Source organism: Halorubrum sp. GN12_10-3_MGM, from assembly GCF_005435235.1.
Taxonomy (GTDB): domain Archaea; phylum Halobacteriota; class Halobacteria; order Halobacteriales; family Haloferacaceae; genus Halorubrum; species Halorubrum ezzemoulense.
Window position 1 is genome coordinate 1 of record NZ_SGUB01000013.1, and the last position, 18,534, is coordinate 18,534.

Here is an 18,534-nt window from a genome sequence, read left to right on the forward strand (position 1 = left end):
GGAGAAGGCGGAGCGCGGTTCAGTCGATGAAGCCGAGCGTCTCCTCGATGCGGCCGAGCTCCGGTCCGGTCGTGTCGTCACCGACGACGTACCCCTCGTCGGTGGCGAGGAGGCCGGAGCCGACGAGCGGCGCGCCGTAGTTGATGGTGCCGAGGTCGGCGCGGACGTCGAGCGCCTCCTCGACCGCTTGAAGCTCCGACTCCGTCGACTGTGGATGACACAGCACGCCCGTGTCGTTGGCGACCGCCGCGGTTCCGACCGTCCGGACGTCCCCGAGATCGCCCCGGGTCACGGGAACGTCGAGCGCGTCTTTGATCGTCCGGATCGATTCGCGCGAGAGGTCCGGGTGGACGTACGCGCCGTAGTCGTTCGCGAGGACGACGTTCCCGGCGGCGTTGATCTCGCCCGGGAGTTCGCGCACCGGGACGCCGGCGGCGTCCGCGATCCGCTCCTTCTCGCGCTCGGTCGCGCGCGAGGAGACGAGGATCCCGTTCTCGTTGCCCGTCGCGAGGGATCCGACCGTGTTGGACCTCCCGACCGTCGTCAGCAGCGGCTCCGCGCCGAGTTCCGCCCCGAGGTCCTCGGCGAGCGCCTCGTCGACGTCCGGTCGGATCAACAGGAGGTCGTCGACGGCGCGGGCGAACACGCCCACGTACGACGAGCCGGTGAAGGTCGCCCGTAACACGTTACTCGGCGTGCTCGGCCTCGACGACCGGTTCGCCGTCCTCGACGAACCGAGCCGCGCGGACCCGCACCGTGCTGGGCGGGTTCTGGCGCCCGTTCGCCCAGACGGCCTCGTTGACGGAGCCGTCGATGATCACGTCGCCCTCGTCGACGGAGAAGTGCTTCGCGAGGTGCTGCCGCGTGATCTTCATCGCGTAGTCGGCGCGCTGCTGGACGGGCTTCTCCTTGGCGTCGCGGAGCGGGACGGTGACGACGCGCTCCTCGAAGTCGTTCGTCGACATTTACTCGTCCAGGTCGTTCCGGCGCCAGTTGCGCCGCTTGGGGTTTCGCGTCACGTTCATGTCCGTCTTCATCATGACCCACGCGGGGACGCGGGTGTTCTGGCGCTCCGCCTTCGCCAGACGCTTCTTTTGAGCCTTCGACTTGTCTCCCATAGTGGCGCACACTTTCCGCGGGGCGCATAAAACCCCTTCCATACGGGTCGCGCGAGGCGCCCGTGAGTCCCCGCTCCGTCCGGGGCCTCCCCCTCGCGGCCACTACAGTTCCCGTTCGGCGACCCCCATGTAGATCCGACGACAGCGGTCGAGGGCTTCCAGGCTCGCGCTCTCAGTGTCGGTGTGTGCCTCGCCCGGCTCGGAGGCCCCGCAGACGAGACAGTCGGTCCCCGCCCCCGCGAGCCAGCCGGCGTCGGTCGCGTGCGGCTTGGTGACGTGTTCGGGCGCGTCGAAGCCCGACTCATCGTGGACTGCGCGGGCGACGTCGAGGGCGGCGTCCGCGAACGCCGCGTCGCCGCAGGCCATCGGCGGGAGGTCCTGATCGACGACGAGCTCGACCCCGGCCGTCGCGTCGGCGACGCCAGCCAGATCGGCTCGGTCGCCCGGAACGGTACGCTCGTCGACGGTCGCCTCGCAGCGCTCCGGGATCACGTTCCACGTCTCGCCGCCGTCGACGATCGTGACCGCCAGCGACCCCGACACGTCGTTCCCGAGGACCGTCGCCTCCGGGGCGTCGAGCCCGCGGACCGCGTCGATCGCGTCGCAGGCGCGGTAGATCGCGTTCTCGCCCGCCTCCGGCTCCGAGGCGTGGGCCGCCTCCCCGTGCGCGACGAGCCGCGACCCGCGGCGGCCGCGGTGGGCGACGGCGACGTCCGTCACGCCCGGCTTCGAGTAGTTCGTCGACCCCTCGGCGACGACCGCGCGTTCCGGGGCGAACCCCGCGTCGATCGCGTGGCGAGCCCCGTCGCCGCCGACCTCCTCGCCGACGAAGGAGGCGAAGATCAGCTCCCTGCCCTCCGGCGGCGTCGCGTTCCGGAACGCGAGCATCGCGGCCGCGACCGACCCCTTCATGTCGGCCGTGCCGCGGCCGTAGATCCGACCGTCGCGCCGATCGACGACGTACTCGCCCTCCGTCCCCTCGCCGGCCGTCTGTTCGGGCGCGGGCGGGACGACGTCGTGGTGGCCGACGAGCGCGAGCGAGTCGGCATCGGGGTCGTCGGTCGCGCCCCTGAACGCGAGCACGTTGCCGGCGTCGTCGCGCTCGACGGTCGCGTCCGTCTCCGCGCGCAGCCACTCCTCGATCGCGTCGCCCGCTGCCGTCTCGTCCTCGTGCGATGGGATCGAGACGAGCCGCTCGGTGAGGTCCGCGAGTTCGTCCATGGACTCAGTGACGGCCGTCGCCGCATAAGCGCGTCCCTCACGTCGGGCGCGGCGAGCGCGGGCCCCGGAGCGGGCCGGCGCTCAGGTCGTGAACAGCTCCGTGTCGTCGGGCACCGCGAACAGCCCGAGCCGGACCCCGGCGTCGAGCCAGCCGTAGCCGTACGAGTAGGAGGCGAGCGCGTTCACCGGGTCGCCGTCGTCGCGGAAGTGGCGGCCGTCGTCGAGGTACGACTCCGCCATCTCGGTCACGTCCGCCGCGGCCTCGCCCAGCGGCGTGTCCGCCGGCGGGCGCGGCTCCGCGACGGCCAGCGCGTCCGCGAGCATCCGCTCGTAGCGGTCCGTCTTCTCCTCAAGATCGGCGGGCATGTCAGAGCGTTCCGTCGGGCGGACAAAAGCGGTCGGGTATTTTTGCGCTCGCGACCCGTTACACTGGACTGATGAAGTCCCGCCCTCCCGCAGGGGGCCGATCGGCCCTCGCCCTCGTGGTCGCGACGAACCTCCTCCCGCTCGCCGGCGTCGTCGGGTTCGGCTGGCGCGTCGGCGAACTGCTCGCGGTGTATTGGATAGAGGTCGCCGCCCTCGTGATCGCCCACGCCGCCGCCGCGATGTTCGCCGAGCGACCGATCCGGCTCGAAGACCGCTCGTTCTACATCACCGGCTACGACGAGGACGCCGAGCGAGACGAGGTGTGGGAGACCGACGCGGAGCCGGTTCACCTCGTCTCGTGGCTCCCGCCGATCTACCGGCGGAACTTCCGCGTCGTCCGCCGGTCGCTCGGGGTGTTCGCGTTCATGATGTTTCCGCTCTTGGCGGTCGGCTGGGAGGCGCTCTCGTACCTCACGCCCACGGTCGGAGTGGCGACGCTCGGCGTCTGCGGCGCGCAGGTCGGGGAGGTGCGTCGGGAGTTCTTCGCCGAGCGCGCCTACGAGGACCAGTCGCCGTACATGGTGGTCGAGGCCGCCCAGCGCGTCGTCTTCTTCTACTTCGTCGTCGCGATACTGACGGTCGTTTCGGTGACATTCGGAATCGCCGTGATCGATGTGGTACTGGCTCCCGGGCTGCTCGACGGCGTCGCCGACGCGGTCCTCCTCGTTCCGTACCTCCTCCCGATCGCGCTCGGGAAGGCGACCGTCGAATGGAGCCGGCGGCGCGCCTTCCAGGAGGACGACCCGGACGGGATCGCGACGTGGTTTACCGGCGAGGACGCCAGGCGTGACTGGAAGAAGGACGAAGAGTCCGTCGGAGACGCCTGACGACGCGGGGCGCGGTCGCGTCGGCGATGGGAGGGAAGCGAACGCGGCGAGGAGACAGGACGCGGCCGGCGTCGCGGTGCCGAAAGCGCAACGCCGATACGCTCGGCCGCGAAAGGGCGGGGCATGTACGAGGCCGTTCACGCCTATCCCGACGGGGAGGCAACCGTCGCGCGCCACGCCGCCACCGCGGCCCGGCACGGGTACGACGGGATCGTGGTGCGGACGCGCGACGCGCTGACGGCGGCCGGGGACGGCGGTCCGAGCGCTGCGGACCGCGGCGAGAGCCCGGCTCGCGGCCCGGAGGCGCTCCGCGAGGAGTACGGGATCGACGTCGTCGACGCGGTCGAGATCGACGCCGACGATCCGACGAGCGCCTCGGGCGCGGTCGGAAACTACCGGTCCGACCGAACCGTGGTCTGCGTGGTCGGCGGCGACGACGCGCTGAACCGGTTCGCGGTCGAGCAGGCCCGCGTCGACGTCCTCGTCCGGCCGATGGCGGGCGGCGGCGACTTCAACCACGTCCTCGCGAAGGCGGCACGGGACAACGGCGTCCGGGTCGAGTTCGACTTCGGCCCCGCGCTCCGCGAGACCGGCGGGAAGCGGGTTCGGGCGCTCGCCGACCTCCGGAAGCTCCGGGAGATCGTCGCCCACTACGACGCGCCGTACGTCGTGAGCGCGAACGCGCGGTCGCACCTCGGACTCCGCGCGCCCCGCGAGTTGGTCGCGGTCGGCGAGGCGATCGGCTTCGAGGCCGAGGCCGTCCGCGCGGGGCTCCGGGCGTGGGGCGACCTCGTCGAGCGTAACCGGGAGCGGCGCTCCGAGGGCTTCATAGAGCCGGGGGTCCGACGTGGCAGGTATGAAGAAGACGGTCGCTGAACACGCCGAACGGTTCTCCGAGAAGGCCGCGTCGTACGACGACTCGAAGAGCGACGAGTACCAGGCCTGCGCGAGCCTCGTGATCGACCACGCGTCGCCGGGGGCGGACGACGTGGTCCTCGATCTGGGAGCCGGGACCGGGGCCATCGCGCTGGCGCTCGCCGAGGACGCCGAGCGCGTCCTCGCCCGCGACATCAGCGAGGGGATGATGGACGAGGGGCGGCGGAAGGCGGCCGACCGCGGCCTCGAAACCGTCGAGTTCGCGTACGGCGAGTTCCGCGACCCCGGGATCGACGCCGACCGACCGGTCGACGTGGTCACCTCGAACTTCGCGCTCCACCACCTCGCGGACGACGAGAAGCGCGAGGCGATCCGCGTGATGAGCGAGACGGGCGCTCGGCGGATCGTCCTCGGCGACGTCGCCTTCTTCGAGGAGCCGGACCCCGAGGCTCCGTTCTACAGCCCCGAGGTCGACGACCCCGCGACGGTCGGCACGCTGGTCGAGGCGTTCACCGACGAGGGGTTCGCGGTGACGGTCGTCGAGCGCATTCACGACCAGGTCGCGGTGATCGTCGCGGAGCGCGTCCGCGAACTCCCGGCGTGATCTCGCCGTGAAGCACCTCCCCAAACACCTCCGGCCGCGGTGGCGGTACCTCGCCGTCGGGATCGAGACGTGGCCCGACGCCGAGGTCGGGCGGCGCGCGTTCCAGCGCGCGCTGTGGTACAGCGCCGGCAACCTCCTCGGGGACGCCGGCAGCGCCGACGCGGACCTCACGCTGCTGTCGTTCGCGCACGCCGACGGGACCGGGGAGGCGGTCGTCCGGGTCAGACACGGCCACGTCGACGAGGCGCGCGCGGCGGTGGCCTGCGTGAGCGAGGTCGACGGCGAGCCGGTCGGAATCCGCGTGCGGGGGATTTCGGGGACGGTACGTGCCTGTGAGGAAAGATATATGGGTCGCGCGACCGCCAGTTCGACACAGCGAGACGTCGCGTTCGAGGGGTCCGAGCGGCCCGCGGTCGTGCGCGGAGACGCGTGCGACGTGGAGACCGAGTCGGACCGCGTCGGCGCGACGACGTTCGACACCGAGTGATATCATGCAGGGCCAATCCCAACAGCAGGCGTACGACCGCGGCATCACAATCTTCTCTCCGGACGGCCGACTCTACCAGGTCGAGTACGCCCGGGAGGCGGTGAAACGAGGGACGGCGAGCGTCGGGATCCGCGCCGAGGACGGCGTCGTCCTCGCGGCCGACAAGCGCGCCCGCTCCCCGCTGATGGAGCCGGAGAGCATCGAGAAGCTCCACAAGGCCGACGACCACGTCGGCGTCGCGAGCGCGGGCCACGTCGCCGACGCGCGCCAGCTCATCGACTTCGCTCGCCGGCAGGCGCAGGTGAACCGCCTCCGCTACGGCGAGCCCGTCGGCATCGAGACGCTGACGAAGAACATCACCGACCACATCCAGCAGTACACGCAGGTCGGCGGCGCGCGCCCGTTCGGCGTCGCGCTCATCGTCGGCGGCATCGAGAACGGCGAGCCGCGCCTGTTCGAGACGGACCCGTCGGGCACGCCGTACGAGTGGCAGGCGCTCTCGATCGGCTCCGACCGCAGCGACCTCCGCGACTACCTGGAGACGGAGTACGAGGAGGGCATCTCGACGGACGAGGCGGTCGGGCTCGCGCTCGACACCCTCGCGCAGTCGAACGACGGCGAGCTGTCCCCGGACGGCGTCGGCGTCGCGACGATCACCGTCGACGACCCCGAGTACGCCGAGCGGCCGGTCGACGAGATCGAGTCGATCCTCGACGAGCGCGACCTGCTCGCGACCGACGAAGACGAGGCCGACGACGAGGAGTAGCGCGGGCCAGCGCGGCACCGAAGCGACTACTTTTGCGGCCGCGAACGCCGACACATGAGCGACGACGCGGTCGATGTTGCCGACGCCGACCGGGGACTCGGCGAGTCACCGCTTTCGGACGGGTACGAGCTCCGCGAGACGACCCCCTCCGTCGAGGCGTTCCGCCGGCTCCGGCGGGAGGCGGGCATGACAGACCGGTCCCGGGAGGCCGTCGAGCGCGGGCTCCCGAACACGACGTTCGGCGTCCACGTCGTCGAGACGGCGTCCGGGTCGACGGTCGGAATGGCGCGGCTCGTCGGCGACGGCGGGTCGGTGTTCCACCTCTCGGACACGGCGGTCGCGCCGCCGCATCAGGGCCGGGGGATCGGGACGGCGATGGTCGGCGCGCTCGTCGCGTGGCTCCGCGCGAACGCCCCCGACGGCGCGTACGTCAACCGCTTCGCGGACGTCGACGGATTCTACGAGCGGTGGGGGTTCGAGCGGACCGCGCCGGCGTCGAAGGCGATGGGGATCCGGACCGAGGAGCTGTAGCCGACCGGGACGCGGCGGGTCGGCCGCGCCCGCGTCGGGAGAGTTATTGCGTCGGAGACAGACCGGAAACGCGTGCAGAAGACGGCACTCATCACCGGCTGTTCCTCGGGCATCGGTCGCGCCGCGGCGCACGCGTTCCTCGACGAGGGATGGACCGTGTACGCCACCGCGCGGAACCCGGCGGACATCGAAGCGCTCGGCGAGGCGGGCTGCGAGCTCGCCACGCTCGACGTCACCGATCAGGACGACATCGACCGCGTGGTCGAGCGGATCTTAGACGAGGAGGGCGCGATCGACGCCCTGATCAACAACGCCGGCTACGGCCAGTTCGGCCCGGTCGAGGACGTGACCACGGAGCGGGTCCACGAGCAGTTCGACGTGAACGTGTACGGGCCGCACCGACTGATCCGGGCGGTCCTCCCGTCGATGCGCCGCGAGCGCGACGGGACCATCGTCAACGTCTCCTCCGTCGCGGGGCGGGTGTCGATCCCCGGCGGCGGCGTGTACAGCGGGTCGAAGTTCGCCCTGGAGGCGATGTCGGACGCGCTCCGCAACGAGGTCGACGACCTCGGCATCGACGTGGTCGTCGTCGAGCCGGGGCCCGTGCGGACGAACTTCTCGAAGCGCGCGGAGTCGGAAGCCGACCCCGAGGAGCGCGAGGGGATCGAGCGGACCGAGGCGTACGACGAGTTCTACGCGATGTTCGAGGACGCGCAGCTGATCGGCGGCGACGGCCCCGGCTCGGTCGAGCCGGAACTCGTCGCGAACGCCATCTACGACGCCGCGAGCGCGACGCAGCCGCCCGCGCGGGTCCAGCCGGGCACCGTCGCGAGCGTCGGCGTCCTCGCGCGGTTCCTCCCCGACGCCCTGATCGACAAGGCCTACGGGTTCATTCGGAGCTTCACCTCGTAGCGCGGGCGCGCTCCGGTCGAGCGGCGGCGGCGGGTCACCCGTCCGCGTCGACCGCGAACGGGCTCTCCCCCTCCCGCCAGTTCCAGCCGGGGAGCCGCGTCTGGAACCCCGCCGCGAGCGCGGCGTCGAGGTCGTCGGCGCCGGCCGTTCCGGCGCCGGCCCCGTCCGCCTCGGCCGCCGCGTCGCGGTCCACGTGCGTGTCCGCGACGTGGAACGTCGCCTGCGCGAGCAGCGAGAGGGGACGGCCGCCGGCGATCGTCGCCGCCAGCTCGCGCCCGAGGACCTCGTCGACGACGAAGCCCGGGTAGTCGCCCGCCACGTCGAGGTCGCGGAGGAGCCCGACGCAGGCCGCGACGTTGACCGCGACCTCGCCGTCGGCGAAGACGGCGTCGACCTCGCGGCGGTAGGCGTCTGGCGCCACCTCGTCCACCGTCGTCTCGAACCGTCGACCGAGGCGGTCGCGGGTGTCGTTGAGGACCGGGACGACGACGTCGGCGCGGTCGCGGACCCAGGCGTGTTCGTCGCGGACCGTCTGCGGCGTGACGCGCATGGGCGGCGTTCGGCCGCCCGGGGCTTGCCCTTTGCGAAGGCTTTTATAACGGCGGGGCAGTAGCCTGAGACAAGCGGGTTTTCGCTGGCTGTTCCCGCACGGAACACTACGGACAGTACTTCCACTATGCCTACCCGTCACGGTCGACCGATCGGCGGCGTGTCGCGGCGCGACCCGCGGCGCGATTCGACGACGGCGGCCCCGACGACCCGCAGTGAGATATGAGTCAAGTCGACAAGCAACTCGATACGTTGAAATCAGAGATCGAACAGGAGATTCCGAACGACATCACGGTCACCGACGTGAAATACGAGGGACCGGAGCTGGTCGTGTACACGCGCGACCCCAAGCGGTTCGCCGGCGACGGCGACCTGATCCGACGGCTGGCCTCGAAGCTCCGAAAGCGGATCACGGTCCGCCCGGACCCGAGCGCCCTCTCGCCGCCGGCGCGGGCAGAAGACGAGGTCCGGGACGTGATCCCGGAAGAGGCCGGCGTGACAGACCTCGACTTCCACGAGGACACCGGCGAGGTCGTCATCGAGGCCGAGAAGCCCGGCATGGTGATCGGCCGCCGGGGCTCGACGCTCCGCGAGATCACCCAGGAGGTCGGGTGGACCCCAGAGGTCGTTCGGACGCCGCCGATAGAGTCCTCGACCGTCTCGAACGTCCGCGGCTTCCTGAAGAACGAGCGCGAGGAGCGCCGCGACATCCTCGAACGGGTCGGCCGGCAGATCCACCGCGAGGAGATGTCCGACGACGAGTGGGTCCGGATCACGACGCTCGGCTGCTGCCGCGAGGTCGGCCGGGCGGCATTCATCCTCTCGACGCCCGAGACCCGGATCCTCATCGACTGCGGCGACAAGCCCGGCGCGGAGGGCGAGGTGCCGTACCTCCAAGTGCCCGAAGCGCTCGGCGCGGGCGCGGCGACCCTCGACGCGGTCATCCTGACCCACGCCCACCTCGACCACTCCGCGCTGGTCCCGCTCCTGTTCAAGTACGGCTACGACGGCCCCATCTACACGACGGAGCCGACCCGCGACCTGATGGGGCTGCTCACGCTCGATTACCTCGACGTCGCCGCGAAGGACGGGCGGACGCCGCCGTACGAGTCCGCACAGGTCCGCGACGCGATCAAACACACCATCCCGCTGGAGTACGGCGACGTGACGGATGTCGCCCCGGACGTGAAGCTCACGTTCCACAACGCGGGCCACATCCTCGGCAGCGCGGTCACCCACTTCCACATCGGCGACGGCCTCTACAACGTCGCGTTCTCGGGCGACATCCACTACGAGGATACCCGCCTGTTCAACGGCGCGGTCAACGATTTCCCACGCGTGGAGACGCTCGTGCTTGAGTCCACCTACGGCGGCCGCAACGACTACCAGACCGACCAGGAGGACTCCGAGGAGGCGCTCAAGGAGGTCATCAACGAGACGTACGAGCAGGGCGGGAAGGTCGTCATCCCCGCCTTCGCGGTCGGGCGCTCACAGGAGATCATGCTCGTCTTAGAGGAGGCGATGCGCGAGGGTGAGATCCCCGAGATGCCCGTCCACCTCGACGGGATGATCTGGGAGGCGACCGCGATCCACACCACATACCCCGAGTACCTCCGCGACGACCTCCGAGACCGCATCTTCCACGAGGACGAGAACCCGTTCCTCGCCGACCAGTTCAACCACATCGACGCCGGTGAGGAGGAGCGGCAGGAGGTCGCCGACGGAGACGAGTGTATCGTCATCTCTACCTCGGGGATGATCGAGGGCGGGCCCATCATGTCGTGGCTCCGCCACATCGGCCCCGACCCGGACTCGAACCTCGTCTTCGTCGGCTACCAGGCGCAGGGAACGCTCGGGCGCCGGATCCAGAACGGCTGGGACGAGATCCCGGTCGACGGCTGGGGCGGCGGGAGCCGCGGCGACACGCTCACGCTGGAGATGGGCACCGAGGTCGTCGACGGCTTCTCCGGCCACGCCGACCGGCAGGGGTTAGAGAACTTCGTGAAGACGATGAACCCCCGCCCGGAGAAGGTGCTGTGCGTCCACGGCGACGAGAGTTCCGTCCAGGACCTCTCCTCGTCGCTGTACCACGACTACAACATGCGGACGTTCGCGCCGAAGAACCTGGAGACGTTCCGGTTCAAGTAGGCGCGCGGCGAGGGGCGCGAGCGTATTCGGGGACAGCCGGAGGGCGGACGCGCTCCGCCTCCCGCGTATGTGAGTAGTTCCGGGCGACATCGACGCGGCGCCGGGACTCGGCGGTCTCGTCCACCTGCTGTTGATCGCGTGGGTGTGCGTGACGATCGCGGGCGCGATGCCGCAGTTCGTCCCGGTGTGGTCGGGGACGACGCTCGCGGACGGAGCGCCGGTCCCGGCGGTCGCCGGCGCGTAGCCGGTGACGCTCGGTCGTTCCGGCGCGGGTCGGACGGCCAGCGGCGGGGACGGCCCGCGGCGGGGACGGTTCGGGCGACGAGGCCAGCGCTTAAGCGACGCCCCCGCGACTCCCCTGTATGCGCCTCGCGCTCATCGCTCACGACGAGCTGAAAGACGAGATGGTCGCGTTCGTCGAGTCGCACACCGACGCCCTCGGCGAGTGCGAACTGGTGACCACCGGGACGACCGGAAAGCGGATCGCGGAGGCCACGGGCCTCTCCGTGAACCGGCAGGCCTCCGGTCCCTTCGGCGGCGACCTCCAGATCGGCGGGATGATAGCGGGCGACCAGATCGACGGGGTCGTCTTCCTCCGCGACCCGCTGACCGCGCAGGCGCACGAGCCGGACATCTCGGCGCTGCTGCGGGTCTGCGACGTGAAGGACGTACCGCTGGCGACGAACGTCGCGTCCGCGGAGATGCTCGTCGACGGGCTGCTCGGCGGCGATTCTCTCGACTGATACCGCCGACCGCGGAGATTTAACCCGGCCGAACCAAGGGTCGACAGATGACTCGCCCCGCAGGAACCCGCGTCCGCGCCCTCGCGTTCGCGTTGCTGCTCCTCCTCGCGACCGTCGGCGCCGGCGCGGCCGCGGGCCAGCCCGCGGTGTCGGAGCACGCCGCAGGGTCGGAAACGGTCGTTCGCTTGGCGGCGGCGGGCGCCCACGCGTCGGTCGCGGGGGCCGCGGGCGGTCCGGGGACCGTCGGCGCCGAAGCAAACGCGAGCGGGAGTCGGGTCGGCCCGATCACGCGGTGTTTCGCCGGAACGGGGTACCCGATCGCGATCGGCGGCGACGAGGGGAGCGCGACGATGGAGACGGTGATCCACCTCTCCGTACTCACCGACCCCGCCGCGGGCAACGAGTTCGGCGTCGAGACCGCCGGGCGACTCGGCGGCGAACCGATCGTGACGCTCGCCGCGGGCGTGCGACTGACCGCGCGGCAGGCGATCGCTGACGGAGACCCGTTCGCGGCGTTCGACGTGCTGTACACCTACGAGCTACGGTTCCCGATGTTCACCGGGTCGGTGGGCGACGCCGACTACGAGGACGACGGATCGCCGATCGGTTCGAGCGCCGGCGCGGTCGACTGCTGACGGGTCCCTACCGCTCGACCGCGTCGTCGTCCGGGGGACGAACCCCGCGGACGAGCGACAACACCTCCCGTCGGGTCGCCTCGAAGTCGTCACCGCTCGGGTACGCGCCGCCCGCCAGCAGGTACTCTCCGGCCTCCCACACCGCGAGCAGCGCCTCCACCGAGACGCGTTCGCCGTCGACCTCGCAGCGCCCGTGGGACACGGTGAGCGTCGCGCGCGACGCGTCCGGATCGTCGACGTCGATGCGTCGCTCGTCGCGCCGCGCGAGGTCGGTGATGTCCCGCTCGGCGAGGCGGTCGCGGAACCCCTCGCTGGCCCGCGACTCGACGAGCCGCGTGAGCGCCGGGTTCGGTCCGGTCTCCGGCGAGACGCGGAGTCGACTCGCGAAGAGGAACGGCCGCGGCGGCGGGGTCTCGCGCTCGTAGCGCGCCGTGCCCGCGGTGACCGAGACCGGTCCCGCCTCGAAGGGGCGCTCCGTCGCCTCCGCGACGAGCGTCCAGCCGTCGAGGCGGTCGCGGGGGACGACCGGTGGCTCCATGGACTCGTATCTCTCCGGACGGGAATAAAACGGACGGGCAGCGGGAGGCGGTCAGAGGGTCGAAGAGCCGGTCAGTGGTCGTCTTCGCGCCACTTGTGTTCGCACTCGGTACAGACGAAGAACCGGGTCTCCGACTCGTCGGCCGCGCGGATCTGCTGCATGTACCAGTACGCCTGATCGTTGTCGCACTCGGGACACTGCGCGGTCGTCGTCGGGAGCCCCTTGTCCTCGGCGTCGCTCACGTCGACGATCTCGGACTCGACCTGCGACTGGGTCGTCCACTCGTCGTCGCCGTCCTCGCGCCCGATCTCGTACCCGCAGGAGTCGCACACCCAGTGGTCCTCGCCCGCGCCGGATTTCATCATGGATCCGCACTCGTCGCAGAACTTCATGCCCGAACCTACCGCGGATCGTATATAAACGGCGGGATCGCAGACGGACGCCGGGTGGAGGCGTTGGCGAGCGCCGGGAAGAGTCGCGGGCGGACGCCGACCGGGCCGCCGGCGTCTCCCCCGTCATTCCACGTCGACGTGTTCGGCGAGCGCGAAGCGGACGCGCTCCTCCTCGGGCCCCTTCGTCTCTCGACCGGTGACGACGACCTCGCCGATGTCGGACGTGTTCGCGACGTGCGTCCCCGCGCAGGCGGTGCGGTCGTACGGCTCGTCGCCCTCGTCCGCGCCAGCTATCTCGACGATCCGGAGCTCCTCGATCGAGTCGGGGAGGAGGTCGATCCGCGTCCGGTCGGTGTCGAGCGTCGCCTCCGCGGTCTCGCGGTCCATCGTGTAGCTCGACACCGGTCGCGCGTCGGCGACGAGCTCGTTGAGCCGCGCCTCGATCCGGTCGAGGTCGTCGTCGGTGAACCGCTCGTAGGCCGCGTCGAGACGCGCCCGGTCGGCGTACAGCTGGTTCCCGGTCGTCTGCGCGTCGAACTCGTCGAGCAGCAGCGCCGACAGCAGGTGCTGTGCGGTGTGGTACCGCGAGTGCGCCACGCGGCGGTCGGCGTCGATCTCGCAGGTTACGTCGGTTCCCGGCTCCGGGAGCGCGGGTGCCTCGTCCGAACTACCGGCGTCTCCGGTCGGTTCGACCTCGTGGTGGACCGTGTCCGCCATCTCGGTGTCGACGACGCGCCATGGAGCGTCCCCGTCGCCGTCGGTCGCCCGGATCGTCCCGGTGTCGTGCGGTTGCCCGCCGCCGGTCGGGTAGAAGTGGGTCCGGTCGAGGACGATCCGGGCCGGGTCCGAGAGGACGCGCTCGACTGTCGCCTCGAACGTCGTCACCGCGTCGTCCGCGAGGTAGAGTCGCTCGGTCACGGATACAGGAAGGGTCGCCGCCGAGATATATCCACGGCTCTCCGCGGCGGCCACCGAGCGCGACCGCGGGGCGTCCGCGGACGCCCCCGTCTCGGCTATCGAGACTGATAGCCGAGAGTCCACGCTTATGCGTGCGCGAGTGCGAGGGCCGAGTATGAACGGGGGAGCGGGCGGCGCAGCGGCCGAGCGCGCGCAGAGCGAGGTGCTCGGCACCGTGTTGCTGTTGGGACTGACCGTCGCGGTCGTCGGCACCACGGTCGCGCTCGGCGGCGCCGCGCTCGACGACTCCCAACAGACCGCGGACCTCCAGCGCGTCGAGGGCGCGATGACGCAGTTAGACTCCAAGGCGAGCCTCGTCGCGCACGGCGGGTCGCCGTCGCAGCGCGCACGGGTGGATGTCGGCCGGGGCGCGGACCTCCGCGTCGACGAGGACGCAGGGTGGTTAGAGATCGAGGTGAGCGGCGGGGCGAACGGGACGTACACCAACCGGACGTCGCTCGGCGCGATTGTCTACGAGCGCGGCGGCGAGACCGTCGCGTACCAGGGCGGCGGCGTGTGGCGCTCGACCGGTGGCCGCTCCGAGATGGTGTCGCCGCCCGAGTTCCACTACCGCGGAACCGACGGGCCGGAGACGCTCACGCTCCCACTGGTGACGATCGAGAAGGGTTCGGCGGGGCTGAGCGAGACGGTTCAGATCAGCGAGAGCGCGACCGACGCCCGGCCGGTGTTCCCGAACACCGACTACGGGAACCCGCTCGCCGACAGCAACGTGACCGTCGAGATCACGGTTCAAAGCGAGTACGCCGACGCGTGGGGTCGGTTCTTCGAGTCGCGGACGAGCGCGTCGGTGACTGATCTCACGGACGACCGGGTGCGGATCGAGCTGCGGACGGCGACCGTCCACCCGACGCTCAGCGCGAGCGTCTCGGCGACGGGGCGTGCGGAGCTCCGGATGGGCGACATCGACTGGCTCTACGCCGACAGCTACAACTCGACGAACGGGACCTACAGCTCCCAGCCGCCCGGCGAGAACGCGAGCGTCCAGACCCGCGGCGAATTCGCGCTCACGAGGGGGGGTGGCGGGAACACGGAGAGGATCAAGATTCGCGGGAACCTCACGGCCGAGTCGTTCAACATCCCGCCCGGTCAGTCTGACAAGCTGAACGTTACCAATAAAAGTACGGAGACGGCGTTCGACGAGCTCGCGCCGGTCGAAGGCGGGATCAGACAGCGCATCGCCGGCGTGCGAAACCGAAGCCTCGCTGACACCGCGCCAAAACAGTCGACTGGCATCGATCTGTCCGGCGACGAGACGGCGGTGATAGACGAGACCACGTACGTCGACGGCGACGTCTCCCTCTCCGATCGGGCGACGCTCAGCGTCACCGACGGCGCGACGCTCCACGTCGCCGGGGAGCTGACCGGCGACGGGTCAGAGAGCCGGATCGAGCTCGACACGTCGAGCGGGAACATCACCGTCTTGGTGGACGAAGCGGTCGACCTCAGCGGAAACAACACGATCAGGGCCGCCGGGAACGGTCGAGCGACGCTGTACGTCGACGACTCGATCAGCCTTCGGGACACGGCCGCGGTGACGACGGTAAACGACACCCGGATCGACATCCACAACACCGGCAGGATCGATCTGACCGGGAGCGTGAACATCGCCGCCGACCGCGACGTGGCGAGCAACCTCTGGCTGTATTCGAGCGGGGACGATGTCGACATGGAGGGCGGCCAAAACGACGCCGAGCGTATCCGGTTCACCGGCGTCTTCTACGCCCCGCAAAGCGAAGTGACGCTGAAAGACCGGATGGAAATCAACGGTTCGTTCACCTTTAGGCGGTTCTCCTTCGAGGATGGCTACATCGAGATCCACTACGACGAGGCGCTGCGAACGCGGCGGCCGTTCAACGGCGAGACGGTCCCCGTCGTGAGCTACCTCCACGTCTCCAAGCACGGCGTGGTCGTCGAGTCCGGCTGAGTCCCGCGACCGCTGTCCGGCGCGCTCAACGCCCGGTCAGTCGGAGAACTCGACGCGGGCGGTCGTTCGGTGAACGACGAACCGATCGTAGTCGTCCGCCGCGAACGTCACGGTGAGGTCTGCGGGGCCGCTCATGTTCGTCGTCACCCCGTCGAAGCCGTCGTAGTACCGCTTCCAGACCGTCGCCTGCGTGGAGTTGATAGCGAGCGTGACGTTCTGGTCGGCGGTCCGATCGTCTATCGCCACCTCGCGGTCCGTGCGTTCGGCGACGACGAGGACCGTCCGGTCGCCGCTCACCGACTCCGCCGGGGGGCTGAGCCCGTACAGCGAGTAGACAATCGTGTCCCCGACAAGCAGGTCCGGTTCCTTAACCATCACGCCGTCGTTGCCCTCCATCCGGAAGACCGCGCCGTTCTCGTAGACGATCCGGGTGTCGCCGGCACCGTAGTACGTGATCGATCCGCCCTCGACTATCGCCGTCTCCGTGCCGGTGTCGTTGAGCCGGAACTCTGAGACCCGGTCGAACGCGAGCCGCCCACCGCCGAGCCGGAGTTCGGTCGCCCGGCTCGGTACGCCGTCCCGGCCGATGTCGTTGAAGTTGTCGTGGAGGACGTCGAACGCGCGCTCGACGTTGTCGTCGCGCTCCGCGAGCTGGGCGTCCTCCAGCCCCCCGAGGCCGACGGTGAACGTGACGGCGATGGTGGACGTGATCAGCGCGAACACCAGCACGAACCCGACGGTCTCGCTGACGCCGCGGTCGGCGGTCAGGAAGGCCGCCCCGCGATCTGCCCCCGTCATCGCTCGCTCACCACCACTTCGCCGTTGTCGCCGCCGGCCGGGTCCCACCAGATGCGGAGATCGCCGCCGGCGACGGTCGTGTTCCGGACGTCGACGGCATCGCTCGTGCGGAACGGGACCTCGACGGTCGCGTCGGTGCGGTCGCTTTCGAGCGCGAGCGTCCCCCGGGTGTCGCCGGCGCGCACGCGTATCCGATAGACGGTGCCGGCCGCCCTGTCGGGAAGCGTCAGCGATCGGTTGACCGTGAGTTCTCCCCGGGCCGACGCGCTCGCCGCGAGCCGGTCGACGGTGCCCAAGTCGGCCGCGACTCGCTCGCCGACGACCGTGAGTTCGCCCTGCGCCGCGCGCTCGCGCTGCGTCTCGACGAACGAGCCGCCCGCGACGAACAGGCCCGAGAGCAGCAGCGTCGATATGGCGAGCGTCATGACGTATCCGACGGTGACGGACACGGCGCGGTCCGTCCCGCCCGGGCCCTCACGCATCGCGCTCACCCGGCGCGAGCCGGACCTCCTCGCCGTAGGTCAATTCGGGCGTCCGGTGACGGATCTCGACATTGACCCTGTATAGCGCGTCGGCGACGTACGGCCGCGAGGACCAGTCCGAGGCCGTGTCGTCGGGGTCGTCGATGACGAAGCTGTACGTTCCGAACGCTTCGTCGCCGTTCCGGTATCGGATGTCATAGGTATCGTTCCCGTTCTGTACCCCCTCGGCCCAGACGAGTTGGGAGAATCGATCGCCGTCGACCGTCCCGGCGGTCAGGTCGATCGTGACGTTCGCCCCCGTTTCGTGCGGGAACCGCTTCGAGACGTTTGTGGTGCCGTTGCCGGTCCCGTTGCTCACCGTGACGTTGATGGCGTCGGGCGCGTCGTTCGACAGCGTCACCGACCAGTTCGCGCCCGGCCGCTCGGTCACGACCGCGAACGCGCCGGACTCGTCGTTCGAGACGCGCGTCGAGTCAACCGTCAACTGGTAGTCTCGGGTTTGGTTGACGTCGCTGGCGACGGTCCAGTCCGGGGTCGTCCCGCTGCGGTTAGTCATGTTGCGGAGTCCGGTGCTCGTTTCGTTCTGAAAAATCAGGGTACCGGGTTTCGTGCCCGTGACGGTCACGTCGGCTATCACCCCGTCACGGGCGCGGAGGTCGGCGACCGTTCGGGCATACGTCGCGACGCGCGCGTCGAACTCGTCGCCAACGTCGCCGGCGCTCGCGTTGCGGTGCTCGCGGTGCATGATCTCGATGAGATCCTCGGTGACCCCGTCGCGGAACTCGATCGCCTCCGCGCCGCCGGCGTCGGCGCCACGGGTCGCGAGGTTCTCGGTGTAGATGACGGTGTTCAACAGGAGGACGACGGCGACGAACAGGACCGCGAGCGTCAGCCCCGTGATGAGGATGATCTGCGCCCGGTCCTCGACGCTGTCGGCGTCCTCGCGGCCGTCGCGGCGGAAGAGACTCACATCTGCCATGCGGTGATTCGCACCTCCACGACCGTGTACAGGACCTCACCGGTCCCGTCCGCCGGGGCGGCGAAGTACCCCTCGTTGGAGCCGTTCTTCGCGAGTTCGTACTGGTCGTCGGCGCCGAACCGATCGTCGCCGTACAGCGCCACGCGGATGCTGGCCGTCGCCGCGTTGTCGGTCGGCGACCCCATGTCGACCATCTCGACGTCCGTCGTCCTGTTGCCGCCGTCTGCTGGATAGTACACGTCGATGTCGAACGCGACCTGGCGCTCGCCGAACGCCTCCGTCAGCGGGTCGTGGAGCGGGTGCGTCTCCGGCGGCACGCCCGCGTAGATACCGTCGTCGCCCCCGCCGACGAAGCTCCCGTTGTCGTAGTAGAGCAGCGCGGCCGTCAGGTTCCCGCTCTCCTCGGTCGTCGCCAACAGGTCCTGAGCGGCGATCGACGCCTGGTTCTCGACGTGCTGGTTCGACGTGCTCGCCGACAGCGGCGTGACGGCGGTCGCCTGCGTCGCGAAGATGAGGCCGGTGACCAACAGCAGCGCCGCCGTGAACGCCTCCAGCGTATGGGCCTGCCCGCGGTCGTCCGGGAAGTGTTCAACGAACATC

Annotated in this window: 24 protein-coding genes; 11 read left to right on the forward strand and 13 right to left on the reverse strand. The window is 70.3% G+C overall.

Annotated features, from left to right (window positions below; all coding sequences use genetic code 11):
* Positions 1-19: 19 nt before the first annotated feature.
* The 5 genes from EXE47_RS10790 to EXE47_RS10810 form a co-directional block, all read right to left on the reverse strand.
* A complete protein-coding gene (locus tag EXE47_RS10790) occupies positions 20-685 on the reverse strand; it encodes a translation initiation factor IF-6 (RefSeq protein WP_049929508.1) in 666 nt (221 codons plus the stop codon).
* Between the two features lies 1 nt (position 686).
* The gene (locus EXE47_RS10795; protein ID WP_049929507.1) at positions 687-965 is read right to left on the reverse strand and encodes a 50S ribosomal protein L31e; all 279 of its coding nucleotides are present in this window, start codon (positions 963-965) and stop codon (positions 687-689) included.
* The gene (locus EXE47_RS10800) at positions 966-1,118 is read right to left on the reverse strand and encodes a 50S ribosomal protein L39e (protein ID WP_004050128.1); all 153 of its coding nucleotides are present in this window, start codon (positions 1,116-1,118) and stop codon (positions 966-968) included. It lies immediately after the preceding gene.
* Positions 1,119-1,220: 102 nt separating this feature from the next.
* Positions 1,221-2,339, reverse strand: a complete 1,119-nt coding sequence (locus EXE47_RS10805) for a M20 family metallopeptidase (RefSeq protein ID WP_089307626.1) — start codon at positions 2,337-2,339, stop codon at positions 1,221-1,223.
* Positions 2,340-2,420: 81 nt separating this feature from the next.
* Positions 2,421-2,705: a DUF357 domain-containing protein gene (locus tag EXE47_RS10810; RefSeq protein WP_086216485.1), complete on the reverse strand. Its 285-nt coding sequence runs from the start codon at positions 2,703-2,705 to the stop codon at positions 2,421-2,423.
* Positions 2,706-2,776: 71 nt separating this feature from the next.
* Between EXE47_RS10810 and EXE47_RS10815 the strand changes: the two genes are divergently transcribed.
* From EXE47_RS10815 to EXE47_RS10845, 7 genes are all read left to right on the forward strand, one after another.
* Positions 2,777-3,592: a DUF6498-containing protein gene (locus tag EXE47_RS10815; RefSeq protein ID WP_049929504.1), complete on the forward strand. Its 816-nt coding sequence runs from the start codon at positions 2,777-2,779 to the stop codon at positions 3,590-3,592.
* A gap of 123 nt (positions 3,593-3,715) precedes the next feature.
* Positions 3,716-4,468, forward strand: coding sequence for an RNase P subunit p30 family protein (locus EXE47_RS10820; protein ID WP_089307625.1), 753 nt, complete (start codon positions 3,716-3,718; stop codon positions 4,466-4,468).
* On the forward strand, positions 4,449-5,072 hold the full coding sequence (locus tag EXE47_RS10825) for a class I SAM-dependent methyltransferase (protein ID WP_089307624.1): 624 nt from the start codon (positions 4,449-4,451) through the stop codon (positions 5,070-5,072). Before EXE47_RS10820 ends, EXE47_RS10825 begins: the two co-directional genes overlap by 20 nt.
* 7 nt (positions 5,073-5,079) lie before the next feature.
* On the forward strand, positions 5,080-5,559 hold the full coding sequence (locus EXE47_RS10830; protein WP_049929501.1) for an Rpp14/Pop5 family protein: 480 nt from the start codon (positions 5,080-5,082) through the stop codon (positions 5,557-5,559).
* A gap of 4 nt (positions 5,560-5,563) precedes the next feature.
* A complete protein-coding gene (psmA, locus tag EXE47_RS10835; protein ID WP_049929499.1) occupies positions 5,564-6,325 on the forward strand; it encodes an archaeal proteasome endopeptidase complex subunit alpha in 762 nt (253 codons plus the stop codon).
* Between the two features lie 54 nt (positions 6,326-6,379).
* A complete protein-coding gene (locus tag EXE47_RS10840) occupies positions 6,380-6,856 on the forward strand; it encodes a GNAT family N-acetyltransferase (RefSeq protein ID WP_049929498.1) in 477 nt (158 codons plus the stop codon).
* Between the two features lie 72 nt (positions 6,857-6,928).
* The gene (locus EXE47_RS10845) at positions 6,929-7,768 is read left to right on the forward strand and encodes an SDR family oxidoreductase (protein ID WP_233127158.1); all 840 of its coding nucleotides are present in this window, start codon (positions 6,929-6,931) and stop codon (positions 7,766-7,768) included.
* Between the two features lie 34 nt (positions 7,769-7,802).
* Here EXE47_RS10845 and EXE47_RS10850 read toward each other — a convergent pair whose 3' ends face one another.
* Entirely contained in the window at positions 7,803-8,318 is a 516-nt protein-coding gene (locus tag EXE47_RS10850; RefSeq protein ID WP_086219613.1) for a hypothetical protein, read from the reverse strand.
* Positions 8,319-8,539: 221 nt separating this feature from the next.
* Here EXE47_RS10850 and EXE47_RS10855 point away from each other — a divergent pair, with 221 nt between their 5' ends.
* From EXE47_RS10855 to EXE47_RS10865, 3 genes are all read left to right on the forward strand, one after another.
* Positions 8,540-10,465 carry a beta-CASP ribonuclease aCPSF1 gene (locus EXE47_RS10855; RefSeq protein WP_049929494.1) on the forward strand — a complete coding sequence of 642 codons (1,926 nt, stop codon included), beginning with the start codon at positions 8,540-8,542 and terminating at the stop codon, positions 10,463-10,465.
* 362 nt (positions 10,466-10,827) lie between these two features.
* Complete coding sequence (locus EXE47_RS10860; RefSeq protein WP_049929493.1) at positions 10,828-11,208, forward strand: methylglyoxal synthase; 381 nt, start codon at positions 10,828-10,830, stop codon at positions 11,206-11,208.
* 47 nt (positions 11,209-11,255) lie between these two features.
* A complete protein-coding gene (locus EXE47_RS10865; protein WP_089307623.1) occupies positions 11,256-11,843 on the forward strand; it encodes a hypothetical protein in 588 nt (195 codons plus the stop codon).
* 7 nt (positions 11,844-11,850) lie between these two features.
* On the opposite strand, the gene EXE47_RS10870 is transcribed toward EXE47_RS10865, so the two are convergent.
* From EXE47_RS10870 to EXE47_RS10880, 3 genes are all read right to left on the reverse strand, one after another.
* Positions 11,851-12,381: a hypothetical protein gene (locus tag EXE47_RS10870; RefSeq protein WP_089307622.1), complete on the reverse strand. Its 531-nt coding sequence runs from the start codon at positions 12,379-12,381 to the stop codon at positions 11,851-11,853.
* A 71-nt stretch (positions 12,382-12,452) separates the two neighbouring features.
* Positions 12,453-12,773: a transcription factor S gene (locus EXE47_RS10875; RefSeq protein ID WP_049929490.1), complete on the reverse strand. Its 321-nt coding sequence runs from the start codon at positions 12,771-12,773 to the stop codon at positions 12,453-12,455.
* A 123-nt stretch (positions 12,774-12,896) separates the two neighbouring features.
* On the reverse strand, positions 12,897-13,691 hold the full coding sequence (locus EXE47_RS10880; RefSeq protein WP_086216495.1) for an alanyl-tRNA editing protein: 795 nt from the start codon (positions 13,689-13,691) through the stop codon (positions 12,897-12,899).
* A 154-nt stretch (positions 13,692-13,845) separates the two neighbouring features.
* Between EXE47_RS10880 and EXE47_RS10885 the strand changes: the two genes are divergently transcribed.
* Entirely contained in the window at positions 13,846-15,675 is a 1,830-nt protein-coding gene (locus tag EXE47_RS10885; protein ID WP_089307621.1) for a hypothetical protein, read from the forward strand.
* Between the two features lie 36 nt (positions 15,676-15,711).
* Here EXE47_RS10885 and EXE47_RS10890 read toward each other — a convergent pair whose 3' ends face one another.
* Genes EXE47_RS10890 through EXE47_RS10905 form a run of 4 tightly spaced genes read right to left on the reverse strand, consistent with a single transcriptional unit; the run spans position 15,712 to position 18,533 of the window.
* Complete coding sequence (locus tag EXE47_RS10890) at positions 15,712-16,473, reverse strand: hypothetical protein (protein WP_089307620.1); 762 nt, start codon at positions 16,471-16,473, stop codon at positions 15,712-15,714.
* Positions 16,470-16,955: a hypothetical protein gene (locus EXE47_RS10895; protein ID WP_089308081.1), complete on the reverse strand. Its 486-nt coding sequence runs from the start codon at positions 16,953-16,955 to the stop codon at positions 16,470-16,472. Before EXE47_RS10895 ends, EXE47_RS10890 begins: the two co-directional genes overlap by 4 nt.
* Positions 16,948-17,934: a hypothetical protein gene (locus tag EXE47_RS10900; protein WP_089307619.1), complete on the reverse strand. Its 987-nt coding sequence runs from the start codon at positions 17,932-17,934 to the stop codon at positions 16,948-16,950. The genes EXE47_RS10895 and EXE47_RS10900 overlap by 8 nt, the downstream gene beginning before the upstream one ends.
* Entirely contained in the window at positions 17,922-18,533 is a 612-nt protein-coding gene (locus EXE47_RS10905) for a hypothetical protein (RefSeq protein WP_089307618.1), read from the reverse strand. The genes EXE47_RS10900 and EXE47_RS10905 overlap by 13 nt, the downstream gene beginning before the upstream one ends.
* Between the last annotated feature and the right edge of the window lies 1 nt (position 18,534).